This is a genomic window from Halobacillus sp. GSS1 (genome assembly GCF_017307035.1).
GTDB classification, from domain to species: domain Bacteria; phylum Bacillota; class Bacilli; order Bacillales; family Halobacillaceae; genus Halobacillus; species Halobacillus litoralis.
This window is the reverse complement of record NZ_JAFLHE010000001.1, coordinates 943,413-962,844: the sequence shown is the minus strand read 5'-3', so window position 1 is coordinate 962,844 and position 19,432 is coordinate 943,413. Positions and strand designations below refer to the sequence as shown.

The 19,432-nt window shown below is 37.8% G+C and carries 15 protein-coding genes; 11 read left to right on the top strand and 4 right to left on the bottom strand.

Going from position 1 to position 19,432, the window contains the following annotated elements; genetic code table 11:
- Nucleotides 1-3 precede the first annotated feature (3 nt).
- The 9 genes from J0K78_RS05075 to J0K78_RS05035 all read left to right on the top strand — a co-directional run bounded on the left by J0K78_RS05075 (nucleotide 4) and on the right by J0K78_RS05035 (nucleotide 10,809).
- Nucleotides 4-882, top strand: a complete 879-nt coding sequence (locus J0K78_RS05075; protein WP_370551061.1) for a polyprenyl synthetase family protein — start codon at nucleotides 4-6, stop codon at nucleotides 880-882.
- 705 nt (nucleotides 883-1,587) lie between these two features.
- Complete coding sequence (locus J0K78_RS05070) at nucleotides 1,588-2,187, top strand: hypothetical protein (RefSeq protein ID WP_089651773.1); 600 nt, start codon at nucleotides 1,588-1,590, stop codon at nucleotides 2,185-2,187.
- Nucleotides 2,188-2,205: 18 nt separating this feature from the next.
- On the top strand, nucleotides 2,206-4,098 hold the full coding sequence (gene dxs, locus J0K78_RS05065) for a 1-deoxy-D-xylulose-5-phosphate synthase (protein ID WP_206945681.1): 1,893 nt from the start codon (nucleotides 2,206-2,208) through the stop codon (nucleotides 4,096-4,098).
- 4 nt (nucleotides 4,099-4,102) lie between these two features.
- On the top strand, nucleotides 4,103-4,927 hold the full coding sequence (locus J0K78_RS05060) for a TlyA family RNA methyltransferase (RefSeq protein WP_206945680.1): 825 nt from the start codon (nucleotides 4,103-4,105) through the stop codon (nucleotides 4,925-4,927).
- A gap of 63 nt (nucleotides 4,928-4,990) precedes the next feature.
- Nucleotides 4,991-5,440: a transcriptional regulator AhrC/ArgR gene (gene ahrC, locus J0K78_RS05055; RefSeq protein WP_089651776.1), complete on the top strand. Its 450-nt coding sequence runs from the start codon at nucleotides 4,991-4,993 to the stop codon at nucleotides 5,438-5,440.
- A gap of 16 nt (nucleotides 5,441-5,456) precedes the next feature.
- The gene (recN, locus tag J0K78_RS05050) at nucleotides 5,457-7,178 is read left to right on the top strand and encodes a DNA repair protein RecN (protein ID WP_206945679.1); all 1,722 of its coding nucleotides are present in this window, start codon (nucleotides 5,457-5,459) and stop codon (nucleotides 7,176-7,178) included.
- A gap of 234 nt (nucleotides 7,179-7,412) precedes the next feature.
- Nucleotides 7,413-8,663: a SpoIVB peptidase gene (gene spoIVB, locus J0K78_RS05045; protein WP_370551060.1), complete on the top strand. Its 1,251-nt coding sequence runs from the start codon at nucleotides 7,413-7,415 to the stop codon at nucleotides 8,661-8,663.
- A gap of 236 nt (nucleotides 8,664-8,899) precedes the next feature.
- Nucleotides 8,900-9,679: a sporulation transcription factor Spo0A gene (gene spo0A / locus J0K78_RS05040; RefSeq protein ID WP_160914906.1), complete on the top strand. Its 780-nt coding sequence runs from the start codon at nucleotides 8,900-8,902 to the stop codon at nucleotides 9,677-9,679.
- Between the two features lie 176 nt (nucleotides 9,680-9,855).
- Entirely contained in the window at nucleotides 9,856-10,809 is a 954-nt protein-coding gene (locus J0K78_RS05035; protein ID WP_206945915.1) for a tyrosine-type recombinase/integrase, read from the top strand.
- Nucleotides 10,810-11,472: 663 nt separating this feature from the next.
- Here J0K78_RS05035 and J0K78_RS05030 read toward each other — a convergent pair.
- On the bottom strand, nucleotides 11,473-13,101 hold the full coding sequence (locus J0K78_RS05030; RefSeq protein ID WP_206945678.1) for a hypothetical protein: 1,629 nt from the start codon (nucleotides 13,099-13,101) through the stop codon (nucleotides 11,473-11,475).
- A gap of 216 nt (nucleotides 13,102-13,317) precedes the next feature.
- On the opposite strand from J0K78_RS05030, the gene J0K78_RS05025 reads away from it, so the two are divergent.
- A complete protein-coding gene (locus J0K78_RS05025) occupies nucleotides 13,318-14,001 on the top strand; it encodes a DnaD domain protein (protein ID WP_242517694.1) in 684 nt (227 codons plus the stop codon).
- A 50-nt stretch (nucleotides 14,002-14,051) separates the two neighbouring features.
- On the opposite strand, the gene J0K78_RS05020 is transcribed toward J0K78_RS05025, so the two are convergent.
- A complete protein-coding gene (locus J0K78_RS05020; protein ID WP_206945676.1) occupies nucleotides 14,052-15,332 on the bottom strand; it encodes a hypothetical protein in 1,281 nt (426 codons plus the stop codon).
- 539 nt (nucleotides 15,333-15,871) lie between these two features.
- Between J0K78_RS05020 and J0K78_RS05015 the strand changes: the two genes are divergently transcribed.
- Nucleotides 15,872-17,323 carry an ApeA N-terminal domain 1-containing protein gene (locus tag J0K78_RS05015; protein WP_206945675.1) on the top strand — a complete coding sequence of 484 codons (1,452 nt, stop codon included), beginning with the start codon at nucleotides 15,872-15,874 and terminating at the stop codon, nucleotides 17,321-17,323.
- 189 nt (nucleotides 17,324-17,512) lie between these two features.
- Here J0K78_RS05015 and J0K78_RS05010 read toward each other — a convergent pair whose 3' ends face one another.
- Both J0K78_RS05010 and J0K78_RS05005 read right to left on the bottom strand, forming a co-directional pair.
- Nucleotides 17,513-18,064 carry a recombinase family protein gene (locus tag J0K78_RS05010; RefSeq protein ID WP_206945674.1) on the bottom strand — a complete coding sequence of 184 codons (552 nt, stop codon included), beginning with the start codon at nucleotides 18,062-18,064 and terminating at the stop codon, nucleotides 17,513-17,515.
- 787 nt (nucleotides 18,065-18,851) lie between these two features.
- A complete protein-coding gene (locus tag J0K78_RS05005) occupies nucleotides 18,852-19,295 on the bottom strand; it encodes a hypothetical protein (RefSeq protein WP_206945673.1) in 444 nt (147 codons plus the stop codon).
- Between the last annotated feature and the right edge of the window lie 137 nt (nucleotides 19,296-19,432).

The following is a 19,432-nucleotide window of genomic DNA, read 5'->3' as shown; positions in this document are numbered from 1 at the left end:
GCAGTGCATTTAGCTGAATATCTTACAGAAAAAAGACAACGAATTAATCAGCAGCTGGAAATGCTTGTCCGCGACTATACGGTTTCAGGACGTCTTCAGGATTCCATGTTATATTCCATACACGCTGGGGGAAAAAGGCTGCGCCCTATTTTATTAATGGCGACTGCTCAAGCTTTTCGAGTTCCTGAAGAGAAAGTGATAGGAGTAGCCTCAGCCCTTGAAATGGTCCATACTTACTCCCTGATTCATGATGATCTACCTGCCATGGACGATGATGATTTAAGACGAGGAAAACCAACGAATCACAAGCGCTTCGATGAAGCAACGGCAATCCTTGCAGGAGATGCATTATTGACTCTGAGTTCACAGGTGATTACAGAAGATGCGGGTTTAAGTGATGCTGAACGCGTCTTTTTAGTCAGAGAATTGACGAAAGCCAGCGGTTCGAGAGGTATGGTTGAAGGTCAAATGCAGGACATGCTCAGTGAAGGTACTGAAATCACTTTAGAAGCCCTTGAAAATATTCATAGAAATAAAACAGGGCAATTGCTGAGGTTCTCTATCCTCGCTGGAGCGTATTTAGGCGGAGCGTCAGCAGAAGTACTAGAAGAAATGACCGAGATGGCTGAAGCCCTGGGTCTTGTTTTCCAAATTCAAGACGACATTCTTGATGTCACTGGTGATTCGGAGGTTATCGGTAAACCTGCAGGAAGTGATGAAGGCAACCATAAAAGCACTTATCCCAAGCTTCTGGGATTAGATGGAGCTATAGCTCAAAAGGATAAATATGTCCAAAAGGCTCAACAAGCTCTCAAAAATGCAGGAGTAGAGGGAACCACTCTTTCTGAGCTCATTCACTATTTGAGTAACCGTGATCATTGACGTGAATGATTTCGATTGAGCCACATGACAAAATGTGATATATTATCATTACAGAAGGAATGGTGCAGTATTCTAGTCGGCCCTCCGTTCCTGAAGGCGGGCCTAAAAATCCGCCGAAGGGCACATCGATGAAGTTCCTTGTGTTGGCTTGAGGCGCCCAGCCTTGGGTCGATGCTGGGAGTTAAGGTCGCAGGGCGATCCACAAAGGCATGTGGGCGTTGACCCTGCTTCCGCGGAGGCCCATTATTGTAATGGCATCTGAGCCAGATGCTGTTATGAAATGGGGTATGAACCTGCAGCATATGGAGTAACATCTATATGCGCAGCGTAGCCTGCCTTGAGTGGTTCTTGAGGGGATTATAGTCAGTGAACATCATGCAGCTTCAGATGGCCACTGAGGTGCTGGTGCAGAAACTATATGAAATCAGAACTGCAAAAGAGGCTAAGGAACGGCTAAAGGCTGTCGGGGAAATCCCCTAGACTGTTCCAAGGACATGATTTAGGAATTATAGTGCGGACTAAGTGGCAATCTAGTCCAGCTGCCGGAGACGGGGCTGAGTCGAGTTTAAAGGGGAACCGCCAGAATGGTGACATTCGGTACTCGACTGGGAAAACCTACTAGACCTAAGCCGCAATTTTTACTTAAATCATGACCATTCCTTTCCTTACATAAGACACGTCAATTTAGTGATATAGAGGGTATATATGGATAACAAATTAAAAAAATCTTTAAAATTCAGTTTGAGTATCGCCGTTATCACATTCGTGTTAGCGGCTATTTTTTCAGTTATATCTTCTTCCGTTTTAAGTGGTGTCGTATGGATCATCGGACTCGTCCTTGTATTCATTATCGTCTTTACGGGTGTCGTTTTCGATATGCTGGGTATCGCAGCCACCGCTGCACAGGAGCAGCCTTTCCATGCGATGGCGTCTGAAAAGGTGAACGGAGCTAAAGAAGCGATTGCTATAGTCAGAAATGCGGATCGATTTGCAAGTTTCTGTAATGACGTAATAGGGGATATATCTGGTATAGTTAGTGGTACGGCATCTGCGGTTGTGGTCATCCAACTGGCCAATAACTTCGGCTATAGTGATGGATCAACAGTGCAAATCGTAATATCTGTGATCCTGACAAGTATTGTAGCTGCACTTACTGTCGGTGGAAAAGCGCTTGGGAAATTTTTTGCCATCAATAAGTCCACGGATATCATTTTCTTCGCTGCAAAGGTCATTTCATGGTTAGAAAAGCGGCTAAAAGTTAGAATAGTAACAAGTGCGCCGTCGTCCACTAAAAAATCAAGATAAATACAAGGGGGTCCTTCAATGGATCTGTGTAAAATTAAAGACCCTTCAATTCTTAAGGGTATGAATACAAACCAACTAGAACAATTGGCAGATGAAACGAGGCAGTTTCTCATTGAAAACCTGGCAACAACAGGAGGACACTTGGGCGCGAACCTCGGAGTCGTTGAGTTGACCCTCGCTCTTCATAAAGTGTATAAAAGTCCGGAAGATCGTTTTTTATGGGACGTGGGGCACCAATCCTATATCCATAAGATTTTGACCGGCCGTGGTGGCCAATTCGAAACGCTCCGCCAGTACAAAGGCCTTTGCGGCTTCCCGAAACGCGACGAAAGTGAACATGATGTCTGGGAGACAGGCCACAGTTCCACATCCTTATCTGCAGCGATGGGAATGGCCATTGCAAGAGATTTGAAAAAAGAAAAGCATTCCATTTTACCGATCATCGGTGATGGAGCACTTACAGGTGGAATGGCTTTAGAAGCCCTGAACCATATTGGACACGAGAAGAAGAATGTAACCGTTATCCTTAATGACAATGAAATGTCGATCGCTAAAAATGTGGGGGCTCTTCACGGTGCGCTGGGAAGAATGAGAAGCGCAGGGAAATACCATCGCGTGAAAGACGACCTTGAGTGGGTATTAAAGAAAATTCCTGCTGTCGGAGGAAGAATTGCGCAGGCTGCTGAACGGTTGAAGGACAGCATGAAATATTTTGTTGTCCCTGGTATGTTCTTTGAAGAGCTTGGTTTTACGTACTATGGGCCAGTAGATGGTCATGATTTTGATGATCTCATCGAGAACTTGAATTACGCGAAAAAGACGGACGGACCTGTCATCGTCCATGTGATGACACAAAAAGGAAAAGGCTATCACCCGGCAGAGACTGACGTGAAAGATAAATGGCACGGGGTAGGACCATATAAGATGGAGTCCGGTGAAAAAATTAAACCTGTAGATGCTCCACCTGCGTGGAGTTCGGTTATCAGTGATGCTTTGAGCAAAGAAGCAAGGAAAGATGATCGGATTGTTGCCGTAACACCAGCAATGATTCTTGGATCTAAATTGGAAAAATTCGGTGAAGAATTTCCGGATCGACTCTTTGATGTGGGCATAGCTGAACAGCATGCAACGACAATGTCTGCCGGTCTTGCAACACAGGGTATGAAACCATTTTTGGCTATCTATTCCACTTTTTTACAAAGAGGATATGACCAGGTCGTCCATGATGTAGCAAGGCAAAAATTAAATGTAATTTTCGGCATTGATCGAGCGGGATTGGTAGGAGCTGATGGTGAGACACATCAGGGTGTTTTCGATATCGCATTCCTACGCTCTGTTCCGAATTTTGTGATTTCCATGCCTAAGGACGAAAATGAAGCGCAACACCTTGTTCACACAGCCACTCATTATGATGATGGTCCATTTGCGATACGTTATCCAAGAGGCAATGCAAAAGGTGTACAAACAGATGACCAGCCCGAAATCATTCCTATAGGAAGCTGGGAAGTCTTAAAAGAAGGAAAGGATGCTGTAATCCTAACCTTTGGTACGACCATTGATATGGCTCTTGAAGCTAGTGAAAAAATGGAAAAGGCTGGCCGTTCCGTAAAAGTCGTGAATGCGCGATTCATCAAGCCATTGGATGATGCCATGCTTCATGACATCATGAAAGCAGGTCTCCCAATCCTTACTGTAGAAGAAGGTGTCCTTCAAGGTGGATTCGGTTCAAGCGTTTTAGAGTTTGCAGAAGAAAATGAATATTCCTCTCAGTGGGTCAAGCGTATGGGTGTGCCGGATCGCTTCATCGAACACGGCAGTGTCCAAAAGCTTTGGGAAGAAATTGGATTAACCGCCGATCACATCGAGCAGAATTTAAAGCAAATGATACCGAATAAACAGCAAAGGGCTTAAATCTATGGGAAGAAAAGTAAGACTAGATGTATTATTAGTAGAAAAAGGGTACGTGGAAACACGCGAAAAGGCGAAACGGACCATCATGGCAGGGCTTGTTTTTCATAATCAAGTCCGCCTGGATAAGCCTGGTCAAAAAATCGAGGAAGACGCTGAGCTCACAGTCAAGGGTAAAGCAATTCCATATGTAAGCAGGGGTGGACTGAAGCTTGAGAAGGCTTTAAAAGTCTTCGATCTCTCCGTCCAGGATAAAGTAATGGTGGATATCGGTTCGTCAACTGGCGGTTTTACAGATTGCGGTCTGCAAAATGGAGTCAAGCTCAGTTATGCGATTGATGTCGGATATAACCAGTTGGATTGGCGTCTTCGTAACCATGAACAAGTCATTGTTATGGAAAGGACGAATTTCAGGTACGTGACGAAAGACAATTTGTCAGAAGGGCAGCCGCAATTTGCTTCGATTGATGTTTCTTTTATTTCGTTACGAATCATTCTTCCCGTACTGGCGACACTTTTGGACCAGGAAGGCGATGTTGTAGCCTTAATCAAACCTCAATTTGAGGCTGGACGTGAGCAGGTTGGGAAAAAAGGAATTATCAAAGACCCGTCGATACATAGACAGGTGATTGAGAATATTCTTGATTTTGCAACTCAACACGGCTATTCTGTACATGGACTCACTTTTTCGCCAATCACAGGCGGTGATGGGAATATCGAATTCCTCGTCCATTTACGTTTGAAAGAGGAAGGACAAGCTGGGATCTCCGAAGAAATCAATATCGGGGCGGTCGTAGAAGAGGCGCATGAAGCGCATCGTAAAAACGCATAATGAACGTAAAAGGGCTTATGAAAAGCCCTTTTCTTATGGAAGGACTGGAAACGGAGGATGGTCATGAACAAAGGACAACGTCATATCAAAATCAGGGAATTGATTACGAATGACGACATTGAAACCCAGGATGAGTTAGTCGATCGATTAAAGGGTATGGGCTATAATGTTACTCAAGCTACAGTTTCAAGGGATATAAAAGAATTGCACCTTGTTAAAGTACCGATGATGGATGGACGTTATAAGTACAGCCTGCCGGCAGATCAGCGTTTTAATCCTTTTGAAAAACTAAAACGCTTGATGATGGACGCCTTTGTCAGCATTGATCGTGCGGGTCATTTCATTATTCTAAAAACTCTTCCAGGAAACGCGAATGCTGTAGGGGCACTGGTCGACAATTTAGAGTGGGATGAGATCATGGGTACGATTTGCGGGGATGATACATGCTTAATCATTTGCCGTAGTGCGGAACAAACAGAAACGATTAGTGAGCAGCTGCTCAATATGCTATAACTGAGGTGAAAGTTTCATGCTAACAGAATTGTCTATTCGTGATTTTGCAATCATTGATCGAATTTCAATTACGTTCAAAGAGGGTCTCACCGTACTCACAGGGGAAACAGGTGCGGGTAAATCGATCATTATCGATGCCATACAACTGCTATCTGGTGGACGAGGGTCTGTCGAGTTCGTGCGTCATGGAACAAAAAAAGCTGAGATTGAAGGGTTGTTCACCGTTGGAACCGATCATCCCATTCATAAAGTGGGCGAAGAATTCGGTGTGGATATTGATGAAGATGGAATGGTCGTACTGCAACGCACCATCACCCATCAAGGAAAAAGCATTTGCCGGGTGAATGGGAAATTGGTCACACTAGCCATCATGAAAGAATTCGGTCATTCTTTAATCGACATCCATAGTCAGCATGAAACACAATCACTCATGGATCCGGACCGTCACATCGAGCTGCTCGATATTTTTTCGGACGATATGAAGTCTTCTTTGGAAGAATATCATCGGGTATATGACAAATACCGTGTGCTGAAAAAGCGTTACAAGGAATTGAGTGAAAATGAGCAGGAGATGGCACAACGGTTGGATTTGCTTGAGTTTCAACTGAGAGAACTGCAAGAAGCCGAAATGCAGCCACTGGAAGATGATGAACTTTCAGAAGAGCGAAAAAAGCTGATGAATTATGAAAAGATTTATCAAGGAATTCATGATGCTTATTATTCCTTATACGGGGAGCAAAAAGGCTTGGACTGGCTAAGCCATGCCATGACATCGCTTGAGAGCACAGCAGACGTGGATGACGAACTGAGCAAGCTTTCTGAAGAAATGTCGAATTCCTACTATATCATTGAAGAATTGACCTTCCAATTAAGCAATCAAATGGCAGCGCTTGAATTTGATCCTGAACGCTTAAATCAAATTGAATCACGTTTAAACGAGTTGAACCGTTTGAAAAAGAAGTATGGAGCTACGGTCGATGATATGCTTCAGTACGCTTCAAGGATTGAAGAAGAAATTGATGAGATTAAAAATAAGGATTCTCACTTGAATAAGATGGAAAGTGAAATCCATGAGCTGGGTCAGGATGCAGTGATGGAGGCGAAAACCCTTCACGACATCAGAACAAATTCAGCGGTCACTTTATCAGAATATATCCATGAAGAACTCAGGGATTTATATTTAGAAAAAGCATCTTTTGCTGTTGATATCAACTTGAAAGAAGGGCGTGAATCTGACCCTGAGCTTGATGGGCATCCCGTACAATTGCTCCCTAATGGTATAGATATCGTTAAATTTCTAATTACTACAAATCCAGGAGAACCATTAAAAGAATTACATAAAGTTGCATCGGGGGGAGAAATGTCACGAATTATGCTTGCTTTGAAACGCATATTTTCTCGTCACCAAGGCGTTACAAGTGTGATTTTCGATGAAGTAGATACAGGCGTAAGCGGTCGAGTAGCCCAGGCAATTGCTGAAAAAATCTACGGGATATCGGAAGGTTCACAGGTCTTGTGCATCTCACACCTCCCACAAGTAGCTGCTATGGCCGATACTCACGTGAGAATTGAAAAAAGAGTAGATAATGACCGAACTCATACAGCAGCAAAAGAATTGACATATGATGAAAAAGCGGATGAAATATCCAGGATGATTACAGGCGCAGAGCTTACAGAAACAACGGTTGAACATGCGCGTGAATTGCTCCTCATGGCTGATAAACATAAGAAAAGATAAATGAACAAAGGATAAGCGTATGGATGTAAAATCCATACGCTTTCTTAATGTATTCTTAGTCTCCACAAAATTTCATTGGATATTCCAATCTTTACATATACGTTGGAGAATGTTTCTACAGAAGGGAAAGGGTACTATAATTACTGTGATTATGCTCGTTTAAAAAAGCTTATGGAAGACCACATTATAAGTAAGCCATTTAGTTGGTACTGGAGTGATAAGGAGTGTGAACCCGTGAAAGATCAACAGACATTTAAATATATATGCGGTTCCGTTCTCCTGCTGTTCATGCTCATTTTACCCTTGATCGCCCCTGTTCATGATTATCTGTCCATCCCTACCGATGTAAAAATCAACGCATCCAATGAATCAGAAGCCCTTACTGAATTGGAAGAGACAGAAGCGTTGACCGCTTTTTCATCCACTGATGATCACCAAGTTTTTTATGAGTTCGCTGGAGTTCCTCTCAAGAAAACAGATGTCACTCAAATGCGTGATATCCGTTTGATCCCTGGCGGACAGTCCGTGGGTGTTGAATTGCATACAAAAGGAGTTCTCGTCGTCGGCCACCATTTAGTAAATGGAGAAACAGAGACGAAAAAATCACCAGGGGAGGAAGCGAATGTCCTAGTTGGTGACATTCTCCTAGAAGGGAACGGAGAAGAACTCAATAGTATGGAAGAGCTCTCCACCATCGTCAAAAAGTCAGGCGAGGCGGAGAAACCCATAGAACTAAAAATCAAACGAGGGAAAGAGATGATTTCTACCTCTTTAACCCCTGTTTTTAACGCCCAAGAAAAGGAATACCAAATCGGTCTCTATATTCGTGATTCGGCTGCAGGTATAGGGACAATGACGTTTTATGATCCAGAAACGAAGAAATATGGAGCCCTTGGCCATGTGATTTCAGATATGGATACGAAGAAGCCCATTGAAATCCATGAAGGCACGATTGTTCGCTCCCACGTAACTTCTATAGAAAAAGGAAGCCAGGGAATTCCCGGTGAGAAAAAAGCGAAGTTTTCGTTGCGCGATGACCGTTTAGGCACTATAACGAAAAATACACCTTTCGGAATTTTTGGTGAATTGGATGGGGATATGGAGAATGAAACGTATCCTAAAGGTGTCCCTGTCGGATTTGCGGAAGAAGTCGAAGAAGGACCTGCACAGATTATGACTGTGTTAGATGGTGAAGAAATGCAGACCTTTGATGTGGAAATCGTCAGTAACATGCCGAAAAAATCCGCAGTAACAAAAGGGATGATTGTCAAAATCACTGACCCTGAACTTCTTGATAAAACAGGCGGGATTGTCCAGGGAATGAGTGGAAGCCCGATTATTCAAAATGGAAAAATCATTGGTGCAGTCACCCATGTGTTTGTCAATGACCCAACCAGTGGGTATGGTGTACACATTGAGTGGATGCTACAAGAAGCCGGAATAGAATTATACGAAGATCATGCCAATAAGCAAAAAGCAAGTTAGAAGAGCCTACCTAAGGCTCTTCTCTTTTTATGCAATTCAATAAAACATTCGACAAATTTCGACAAATGATGAATAAGGATGTCGAATATATGCGAATTCGTGAGTAATTTAAAGCATTTTCAAGATAATCTCAAATATTGAAATTTTTTTGTTATAATAAAAGAGGGTTAAATTCCTGGATGTCGAATATGTGTATTACGGAAAAAAGAAGGACTATTTTGTAAGGAGGAAAATAAATGGAAAAGATTCGAGTCTGTCTTGCTGATGATAACCGTGAGCTTGTAAAGCTACTTGAGGAATATTTTGATGATGCGTCGGATATTGATGTTGTGGGCACGTCTTATAACGGAAAAGATTGTCTTCAAATGGTTGAGGAGAAGAAACCGGACGTCCTAATATTGGATATCATTATGCCTCATTTAGACGGTCTTGCTGTGTTGAATAAATTAAAAGATATGGACAAGCACCCTGAGGTTATTATGTTGACGGCTTTCGGTCAGGAGGAAGTCACGAAGAAAGCGGTAGAACTTGGAGCAGCTTATTTCATGATGAAACCATTCGACCTTGACCATCTTGGCGAGCAGGTTCGTCAGATTAAACACGCCGGTGATCCGATCAATCGTGCACTGGGGAACAGTTACACCTCAACCAAATCGAAAAAACCTGATCTTGATACAAGTATTACTCACATTATTCATGAAGTGGGAGTACCTGCACACATTAAAGGGTATCAGTACTTAAGGGAAGCCATTACGATGGTCTACCATGATCTTGAACTTCTAGGTTCCATTACAAAAGTCCTTTATCCCGACATTGCAACGAAATATAACACAACAGCATCCCGTGTGGAACGTGCTATCCGGCATGCCATTGAAGTAGCCTGGAATAGAGGAAATATCGATGCGATTTCTTCTCTCTTTGGTTATACAATCTCCAATACAAAAGCGAAACCTACAAACAGCGAATTCATCGCCATGGTGGCGGACCGCCTTCGTTTGGAACATAAAGCGTCGTAACGTTGATATAACAGGCTTTAATGGCTATCGGGTAAATGAGAGTTAACCAACTAACTTCTTTTTTAGCCCATAAATAAACATTTTGTTTACCGAAAGACATTTTCCTTTATTGGTTTGTAGATAAACCAGTGAAAGGAGGTGTCTTTTTTTTGTTGCTTACAGATATTGAACTACAGATGGATAACTTTATGCTGTACTGTTCCAGCAAAAACTTATCACAAAAAACTTTGAGAAGTTATGATCAAACTTTAAGGTTGTTCATTTTCTATTTGGATGATCAGTTTCAGATTACTGAAGTAAGTAAAGTGAAATCAGCACATATCAGACATTACATTAAATACTTGCGTGAACGGGGTAAATACACCGTTGTTTCAAGTGTAATTTCCAAAAAAGTGAATCACCCTGATCATAGGAACGATTTTAACAAGCCGTTAAGTGATACTACAGTAGCCAATTATTTACGTAACATTAAGGTGTTCTTTAACTATTTGTACAGTATTGAACACGAAATTAAAGTAAATCCAGTTGAAAGTATCAAAAACATAAAACCGCAACGAAAGCAGAAAACTTTATTGAAGACTGAAGAAATCGTAAATGTATTAAAACAATTTGATGTGACAACATTTCATGGCTATAGAAATTGGATTGTAACTCGTTTATTACTTGATACAGGGCTTAGGATTTCTGAATGTCTTTACTTAAGGCATGATCAAATTGATTTTAAGAACAAAGCCATATTAGTCACCAATTCAAAAAATAAACAAGAAAGGTACGTGTATTTCTCCTATAGGATGTCCACTGATTTGAAAAGGTGGCTTCAGTATCATGATCGATTTTCAAGTAGTGAGTACGTTTTCCCTACAATTCGTGGCACGGTATTGGAAATTAGAAATTTTGAGAAATCCTTAAGGGATGCTGGAAGAAGGGTTAATGTTTCAATACATCCGCACCAGTTGAGAAATAACTTTGCGAAGTATTATTTACTGAATGGTGGAGACTGGGTGACTTTATCCAGAATATTAGGACATTCAAGTGTAGAAGTAACTCAAAAAGCATATTTAGATTTTACCGATGCAGAAATTAGTAAGAAGTATCAGAAGCACTCACCTCTAAGCAATTTAAAAGTATGAGTGTAATTCGGTATGAATTGGAAGGAGTGTAATTGGCAAATAAAAATGCCACCCACTGCCATGGGTGGCTTACTAAAGAACTAGTAGGACTTCACAACTAAATAGCTGAGAAGCAAAGTTCACCTTCATATTATCCGAAAAAATCGGCTAGTGCAAGGCTTAGTTCCCTATACACTTTTTTAGAAGGAGTTGTTTCTCACTTGCTGGAAAGCCTAATAATAGCAAGTCAAAATAACCTTGTCAGGTTAGCTGAAGCCAATGCAGAAAGTTCAGCGTTCCCACATATAATCGTTCCTTGTTTAGGTTGTGGGAGACTACGTGAAAGCTACGTTAGTGCTAGTCGTGGACGAGTGTTGCAATTACGGTTGCAGTAGATCAAACCATAGTAAGATCACATAGTTGTGATTTGAAACTGTCAGGGGCACTTGAAACAATGTAGGTTTGGTATGGAGAAATCCAACGATTAAACAAGGTGCAAACACACGGAAACCTGAGTTCGATATACCATGTTGTGCAAATCGTTTACTACTTACAAGATAATTTATTTTTATTTTGTCTTGTAGGTAGCCAATTTTATGCACCAGCCGTTTTCCTGGATTCTCAACCCATGTTGGCAAAAACCATCTCAATACTACAAATATTTAAACAAGATTTTGTGAGTAATTATTTTGTAAATAGTATATCTTCAATTTCTTTTGTTGAAGATAAGAACATTTCATCTAGGAATTTATTTTTTCTTATGTGGTAATTATTATCCATTAAAAAATTCTTGAAAGAAAGAAACTTGTTTTTAGATTTATTTTTGTTTTCGAGTACTCTGAAGATTGGCCTTCTTCTTTCCATTAAATGACACAACATCTCAAATTCTTCTATATCAAGATGATAATGACCCTTGGGCTTAATGTTGAAATGGGACTCAAGCTGATCATGTATTTTATCTTCAAAGAAGGCTATAGTAGGGAAGTGTCCTTGTGTAACTACCATAAAATAGATATCTGTTACACCTTCAAGATTTTTATGGTTGTCTTCAAGTAATTCATTAATTCTGTCGTGAACTTGCTTTAATGGGGAAATTACCATCTTTTTAATATCCTTATTAATTGAGTGAACATCTCCATCAGTAATAGACGGTAACCTCAATCTGTAGCTTTTCACTTCAATAGCAAGTAATTTATTTCCTAACCTTATCATTAAATCAGGGGAATCTTTAGTTTTTTTATATCTGAACTCAGGAATTATAAGATACGGTAATTGGGTATGTTTAATAGCATTATCCATTAAAATTTCTGTATACTTTTCGAATGGTTTCCCATAGAAGTCTAAAAAAGACCTGTCTTCAAGTGGATATACATGCCTAACTTTATGAAATAAGCCTGAGAATAACTGTTCCTTTAATAACTTTTGACTAAAGGGTAAATATTCATTTTTATTAACTAACAACAAAGGTTTTTCCCTAAATTTTTGGAAATTCCAAGGTGTATCAATATTTTGTGAAGCCCATTTAGAAGCTTCATCAATATTAACAATTAGCGATGAAACTATTTCTTTTGAAGTTTCATGTAGATGTGACTTTGAGAAGGTACTTTCTATATTCTGGATCCATTGTTCTCCTAATACTTTTGGACTCATGAAAATTGCAATCAAACCAAAAATTACGGCTATATGTTCTTTGATGGAATATCCATATTTTATAACAAAATCATTATTTACATCTAAATAATTCTTTGAGTTCGATAAATCGTTTGCAATTACTGTATAAATAGCAAACGTTCTTGATATGGTATTCAAAGGGTTTTCTTCATGGTTAAATACATAATTACTAAACACCTCCGCATATAAACTTTCTTTTGATTTATTACCTAAGTAAAGGTAATCATTCGTCATTAAAGAAAGATTTACAAGTGCTGCAATATTAGTGTCAGTAATAGCAGATTTTAATTTATCTTTCCTTCCATAAACCAAAAACCACTTCCATAAATTTAATATACTTTGAGGTGGAAAAGTAACCGTTTCATCCAGTTTTTCAATGTTTTTAATGAGTTTATTGCGTGACTTGATACTTATCATGCTAGGGTTCTTTTCTCGTTCAATTATTTCATGCAATTTATTTAGATAAAGGTTTTTAAGTTTATGTTTTAATTCATTTTCATTATAATTGTCAGTTGAGATTTGTGACAGTAACACAAATGAGGTTAATGATGGCATTTCTTGAATTAGTCTTACTATATCTTCTTTTCTTTTCTTTTCCCCAAAGATATGTGAATAGGTAGATAGAATCCCAACATACTTCACCTAAAATCCCTCCTAAAACTTCCATATACATATTTTAACATTATTCATACCTTTTAAGGTATGTTCGAAGTATGTTGGAATTCTATCTATATTTCTTCTATATAGTTAGCACTTTAAGGGAGTGAATTGCTTTGGCTATAGTGAACTTCAATGTGTTAGTATAATCAGTATTATAAGCTAAAATAACTAATCTTTAGAATAGTGAGGGGGAGTATGATGGGGGAAAATTACAAGGATAACTCCATTAAAGAAAAAGTAGACCAGGAAAAAAAAGTAAAGCAAGAACTAAAGGAGGAACGAACAAATCAAGATAAAAATTTAAGCAAAGAAGAACAGTTTATCAATATGTTAGAACAAATATCACCACGTGAACTACTTGAAGACGTGTCACAGGGAAATCGTGCTAGCACACAGGATCTCAATTTGATAAGAAATATAATGACTGAACAAAAATTATCTCCTGGTGTAATGAATGTATTGATTCATTATGTACTTTTAAAAACTAACATGAGTTTATCAAAGCCGTTTCTAGAAAAAATCGCGAGTCATTGGAAGCGAAAAAACGTTGAAAGTGTTAGACAAGCTATGAACTTAGCTAAGGAAGAACATCAAAAATATATGGAATGGACAAAGGGAATAAAACATAAGGAAGGGAACGATAAAGTTACTTTTGAAGAAAAATACATATATTCTTTATACAATCGATATGGGATGAAAGAAGAAGTGTCTAGAGAAGTAATTGAGTTTTCTAGGGAAATTAACCAAGGCTTTATGATTTATTGGTTTATGAATAGAGTTGCAGAATTTCTGAACTATCATAACGCACAGAGTAGGAATGCCGCCCAGTCATTACTCAGAACTTTCTACCAAAAGTACATTGATCCGTTTGGTAGGTCTTAACTGTTTATATTTAGGTATACCCCCCATATTTTGTAGTATGGGGGGCATTATTAGTGTACACCTTCAAGATATTCTTCAAAAAGCCTTCGCATTCGTTTGCTAGGAATATATAAATTAATGGATTCACCATTTCTAATTCTACTTCTCCAAATCCACTGAATAAGTTCTGAAAGTGCATATAAATCTTCTTCAACCTCAACTCCCCTAGAGGTGAAAAACCTTTTCTCATAAGGATTCATGAAACGGTTAATGACGTATGCAAGTGATTCCTTATGGGCGAAGTTATTTGTTGCACGAGTGTTATGTGGTACAAAACATATCTTTCTTATTTTATTTACATCTGTTACATCTTTATAGTCTTTAGCTAAGCCAGCATAACATTTTCCCTTTAACTTTGGACGATCATCCTTGTAGGAAGTCCACATATTAACGGATGTCGCTGTTTTAGCATGTCTCTTAAAATAAGTGTGTAAGTTCCTTCGCATTCTTTCTTTTAATGAATTAGGTTTCTTTCTAAACCAACTGAAGGAAAGGTCATATTCATTTTCACCAATGTTATTTAATTTTCCATCGTATATGTTTATTAAGGGTTTAATTTTTTTACGTATGAATTCTTTTTCTTTAGCTTTGTAAGCAGAATGTTCTTCTAATACATATTCATTGTTAATGAACTGGACCCCTTTGTAGATATACTGGATATCGTACATGTCATAGTAATAACGTTGTTGCTGTGCTTTAAATAGGTACGTCATTATATATACATCCTTAAAATGGGAGAATACTGAAATAGGGAAAGTCCAAAACAGTATCGTATCATCAAAAAAATATAGATTCTCAGTTTTGGCTAGGTTTTTAACTTTATCGTACTCGGTTTCTTGATATTCACTTTCATCATTCCACTTCACTAAGCCACCGTTATCTTTTTCGACAGATACCATACCTGAATCAATAAGAAGCTTAAAGTCATCGTTGTTCATATCGTACCGTTCAACTACATCCATAGCTTCATCTAAAATAAGCGTATAATTAGTTGCTTTTAATAAATCGTGAATTTCGTCATCAACGTTCTGAAAGAGTTTGTGAGTAGCTGCTATATCTTTTTCATTGGTAATAAGTTGTTTTAAGTTAGCTAATTTACCTTCCCCCTTGTTTTCAGGAGAGTGAAAATTACGATTGGGTACGTTTTCTTTTATACGATCCACTTCTTTTAGAAATGGTGTAATATAAATGAAATTGGTATCCTGATGAGTTCGATTCATGTGCTGTAATGCCCAGGATGTTTTACCACTCCCCATGATGGAATCTATTACTGTAATATTACTTTGTTTCATTAACTATCATTCCTTTCTAGTGTTTATACTTCCTACACAACAGTTAGAAGGTAATCAGACAGTCAATTCAAAAGGTGGACAAATTTTTATGGGGATTTCATAAGTAAAGATTTATAATGTGAAAAAGCGAAAAATGTGCTATTTGAAGGGGTTTTAGGGTTTTTTAAGCCTTTTTTTACCTATAAAAAGGAAATTTTGTGGTTTGTGTACATAGAATACAGATTACAAAGAATTACCCCTTAAAAGAAGATAAGTAAATAGTGGACAGAATGTAATGCTTCACTTCGTTCAGCATTGCGATAGACAAGCTATCGCTATTATAAACAACAAAAAAAAAGAACTGATATTATACCCTGACAAATAGTAGTATCAGTTCATTAAATAGTATATATATTAGACTCGGAGAAGCTTTAGCTTCGACAAGTGCGGAGTGAGTGAAACTAACGAAGCAGGTGTTTTTATAATTATGTCTGAAAAGGATTTATTTGGAATTTCGTCGAAATTTATTTTATGACCTAAATTATTAAAGGTGGGATGGTATGAATAGAAATGTTAAGCTGAAAAACCTTTCAATGTTGGATACCTTTGAGGTACAAGGGTATTGGTGGCTTCCTGGTGAAAAAACAGAAATTGCAGGAACTCTATATTCAGATAGTACAGGTATTTATCTTGAAACCATAGATTTCGGTGAATTATTTGATGATGACCGTGACTATGGAATTATTCATGGTTTCACAGTAAAAGGTGAAGAAGTGACGCTGCTTAGAAATTTTATTATTAATCAGGAATTTAATATGCCGGGGATTTCGTATCAAAAATTCTTTTGTAATTACTTCATAGTAGGGGCGAATATTTCGGATATTAATACAGTGCTATTTAAATCAGTTAATGTATATAGTACTTATTTGACTAAATGGTTTGATAGCAGACCATATTTCACAGAAGATAACACAGGCCCTGAAAATAAAGGCTACACAACCCACTTTAGTCCACCAGAAATAGTAAAAAATTATTTAAGCAGTATAGGTGCAGAAATTCGGAACTCATATAAATGGAATTATAAAGATAGTCAGGAAGGAACTTATTCTGATTACAAAGAATCCTTTACCATTACTCCTGATCAATGGCAGACCTTCGAATGGTATGAAGATAAAATTAACGGTCTAAATAGATTAATAACCTTACTAATCGGTGAAGCAATTTTATTCGAAGATGTAGTTTTTGATGGAGAAGATGAAAACCTAGGATCAAGTGAAAATCCTAAAATAAGGCCAAAGAAATACCACCTTTTTTTAAATCAAGGTGATGTTAAAATCAAAGATAAAATGTCATCTAATAGAATGATATTCACCTATCGAGATATTAGCCATAAGATCGGCGAGATATGTAATAATTGGTTCCTCAAAGAAAAGGAACTAGGTAATGTTTTCAACTTATATTTCAGTGACTTCTTTAATGGTAAAGCAGATCTTGAAAATAAGTTTTTAAATGGAGTACAAACTCTTGAAGTGTATCACAGGGCATTAGGTTACGGGAAGATATTCGATGATGAAGTAAAAGAACAAAATATACACATAATCAATGAAGCCTTAGAAGGTGTTATTGAAGAAGATATTTTAACTGAAGTAAATAAGAAAATTAAACATTTAAACGAGTACTCATTAAATAAAAGGCTGAAAAATATTTTTTGTGATTTATTACACGATGATATTACAAAACATCTTTTCATTAGTAATAAAAAAGCGAAGTCGTTTGCTAACAGGGTCGTAGAAACTAGAAATTATTTGACTCATTATGATGAAGAAGGTAAAGAAAATAAGTTTGAAGGCATAGAACTGTATTATGCTAATGAACTTTTAAAGGTGGTTGCTGGTGTTTTGTTGTTTAAGGAATCAGGAATTGATGAAGAAGCAATACTTATGAAGATAAAAGGCAGCCATAAATTATCCCAGACGATCCCACAATCTAAGTCAGAGTTAAAAATAAGATAATTTTTTCTAAAAGGGCACTGATTACAAATACCAGTGTCTTTAATTTTGACAAAAGTGTGAATACCAAACACTTTAAAAGAAAGGATATATTCCATGAATTGAACGCAGGGCATGGAAACGAAAACGAGTCATAATTCTTTTATATGCTAAAGTGTGAAATTAAGAAAAAGACTGGTTAATTGACCAGCCTTAAACTTTTTTCTTTTTTGCACGGATCAGTGTGCTTTTTGATATGCCTGTAAGCTGTTCCACCTGTTTATATGAGTTAGTTTCTAACAGCTTCAGGGCATGACTTACTTGTTTCTTAGTAAATTTGTTTGGTCTCCCTTCCCTGAAATCATCTTTCTGCTTCGCGAGTGCTTTACCTTCTTGTGTTCTTTCTACAATCATATCTCGTTCAAATTCAGCAAACCCACTCATAATAGTGAATATTAGCTTACCAGTAGGGGTGTTCTCCACTAAACCCATATTAAGTATATGTACTTTTATTCCCTTTTTAAACAGTTCCCTGACAATCTGAATAGCATCCCCAGCAGAACGTGCGAACCTATCTAATTTAGTAACTGTTAGAGTATCCCCTTCATCTAGTAAAGCAAGAACTTTATTGAATTCAGGTCTATTTGCTTTTGTACCAGTGACTTTTTCGGAATAGATCAATTCACATCCAGCTTCTTTTAAGTCGGTTATTTGAGTTTCTAAATCTTGCAATGCAGTAGACACACGTGCGTATCCATATTTCATTAAATCACCACTTTATATGTAGTAACTTATGGCACTAAGTTATGACACAAGTTGATACCCTGATATTAAAGGGTTTGGTTATCGGTGTCAATACTTTTAAGTTATGACACTATTAAAGGGTGGAATGCTTTCTTTTTAGTACAAAGGGGACTGATAAGATAAATCCCCCATTCCTTATATAGCATACACAGAAAGGCACACAGGTGAATAGTTAAATAGATAGGCTTAAATCACCTGAATCAGTACAGGCTTTCCCAGCAACGTTGTTTGTACGCTGACCAGCACACTTCCACAGTATGAACAGGGATATAGGCACATTCGTATTCCATTAAGGAACATGAAGTTTTCACTGTTAAAACAGATCATTTTCAGCTTATTTATTAAATGTTCCTGAACAAAAGCCATCAAATAAAAGTTCGTGTTCCATTCATAGATTCATTCAGAAGCTAAACAGAAGCATTTCTTTATGAAGGTTTTATGATTAGATGATTGATAGCATTAGTGAAGATCGTTTGAAGCTGTCACAAGTCTTATATGAATGATAAGGGGGGGACAGGGGGACACCCTCATATAACACCACACACACCGCCCCTAAACCATATACATAATATTTTTGCCTTCCCAGATTTCCCTGAATATTTACAGAAAATTTTATGCCTTCAGTCCTTTCTAGAACTATCCATTACTTATTTTATTTAATATCACCTGGATACTTCATTATTTAATCTATAAAAAATACCTACACAGAATGAAGTTATTCCGCGTAGGCATGTAAATAAATATTAAGTTAATCTACTGTTTTTAAAGCTAATCTTACATCTCGTCCTACTAAAGAATCCCTTACCAACATACCTATTCGAAGTATTGCACGTTTTGAGAAAAAAGCGTTAGTACTATAGGACATTTGAACTTCACCATTTTCTGTCACTACTATAAAATGACCGACTCGGTTTTCAATTACTTTCCTTTTCGGATTATATTTATTAATCAGTTTTTGCGAGGCTTTGCCGGCGTTCTTTACAAACCCATCTTCTCGCAGTTCAGTGTTGTGTTCTTTGGTGATGTTTCTAATTGCTTCAATAGGTACTTCATAATAATCAGCTACCTGTTCAGTTGTTGCCATACTCATATTTGGAAGCAAAATTAAATCCTTAACCTTATCTAATGTATCAACTCTACTTATATAATCATCCCTAAGATTTATATCTTCAAAGAAGTTTATTTGTTCCATTTTAATCCCACCTTTTTTAGTTCTAGTTCCTACACAACAAAACATAATCAATAAGACGGATTTAAAATAATTTTTTAGGAAAATGCATTTTTATGTCCCATTTCCCCTGCATTTCATCAACTAATAGATAGACAGGT

Bases quoted from the DNA above. Each gene is read 5' to 3' on its own strand.
- dxs (WP_206945681.1), top strand. From the start codon at position 2,206: ATGGATCTGTGTAAAATTAAAGACCCTTCAATTCTTAAGGGTATGAAT.
- J0K78_RS05060 (WP_206945680.1), top strand. From the start codon at position 4,103: ATGGGAAGAAAAGTAAGACTAGATGTATTATTAGTAGAAAAAGGGTAC.
- J0K78_RS05010 (WP_206945674.1), bottom strand. From the start codon at position 18,064: ATGAAATATGGATACGCACGTGTGTCTACTGCATTGCAAGATTTAGAA.
- J0K78_RS05005 (WP_206945673.1), bottom strand. From the start codon at position 19,295: ATGGAACAAATAAACTTCTTTGAAGATATAAATCTTAGGGATGATTAT.
- spo0A (WP_160914906.1), top strand. From the start codon at position 8,900: ATGGAAAAGATTCGAGTCTGTCTTGCTGATGATAACCGTGAGCTTGTA.
- J0K78_RS05035 (WP_206945915.1), top strand. From the start codon at position 9,856: ATGGATAACTTTATGCTGTACTGTTCCAGCAAAAACTTATCACAAAAA.
- J0K78_RS05015 (WP_206945675.1), top strand. From the start codon at position 15,872: ATGAATAGAAATGTTAAGCTGAAAAACCTTTCAATGTTGGATACCTTT.
- ahrC (WP_089651776.1), top strand. From the start codon at position 4,991: ATGAACAAAGGACAACGTCATATCAAAATCAGGGAATTGATTACGAAT.
- recN (WP_206945679.1), top strand. From the start codon at position 5,457: ATGCTAACAGAATTGTCTATTCGTGATTTTGCAATCATTGATCGAATT.
- J0K78_RS05025 (WP_242517694.1), top strand. From the start codon at position 13,318: ATGGGGGAAAATTACAAGGATAACTCCATTAAAGAAAAAGTAGACCAG.
- J0K78_RS05070 (WP_089651773.1), top strand. From the start codon at position 1,588: ATGGATAACAAATTAAAAAAATCTTTAAAATTCAGTTTGAGTATCGCC.
- J0K78_RS05020 (WP_206945676.1), bottom strand. From the start codon at position 15,332: ATGAAACAAAGTAATATTACAGTAATAGATTCCATCATGGGGAGTGGT.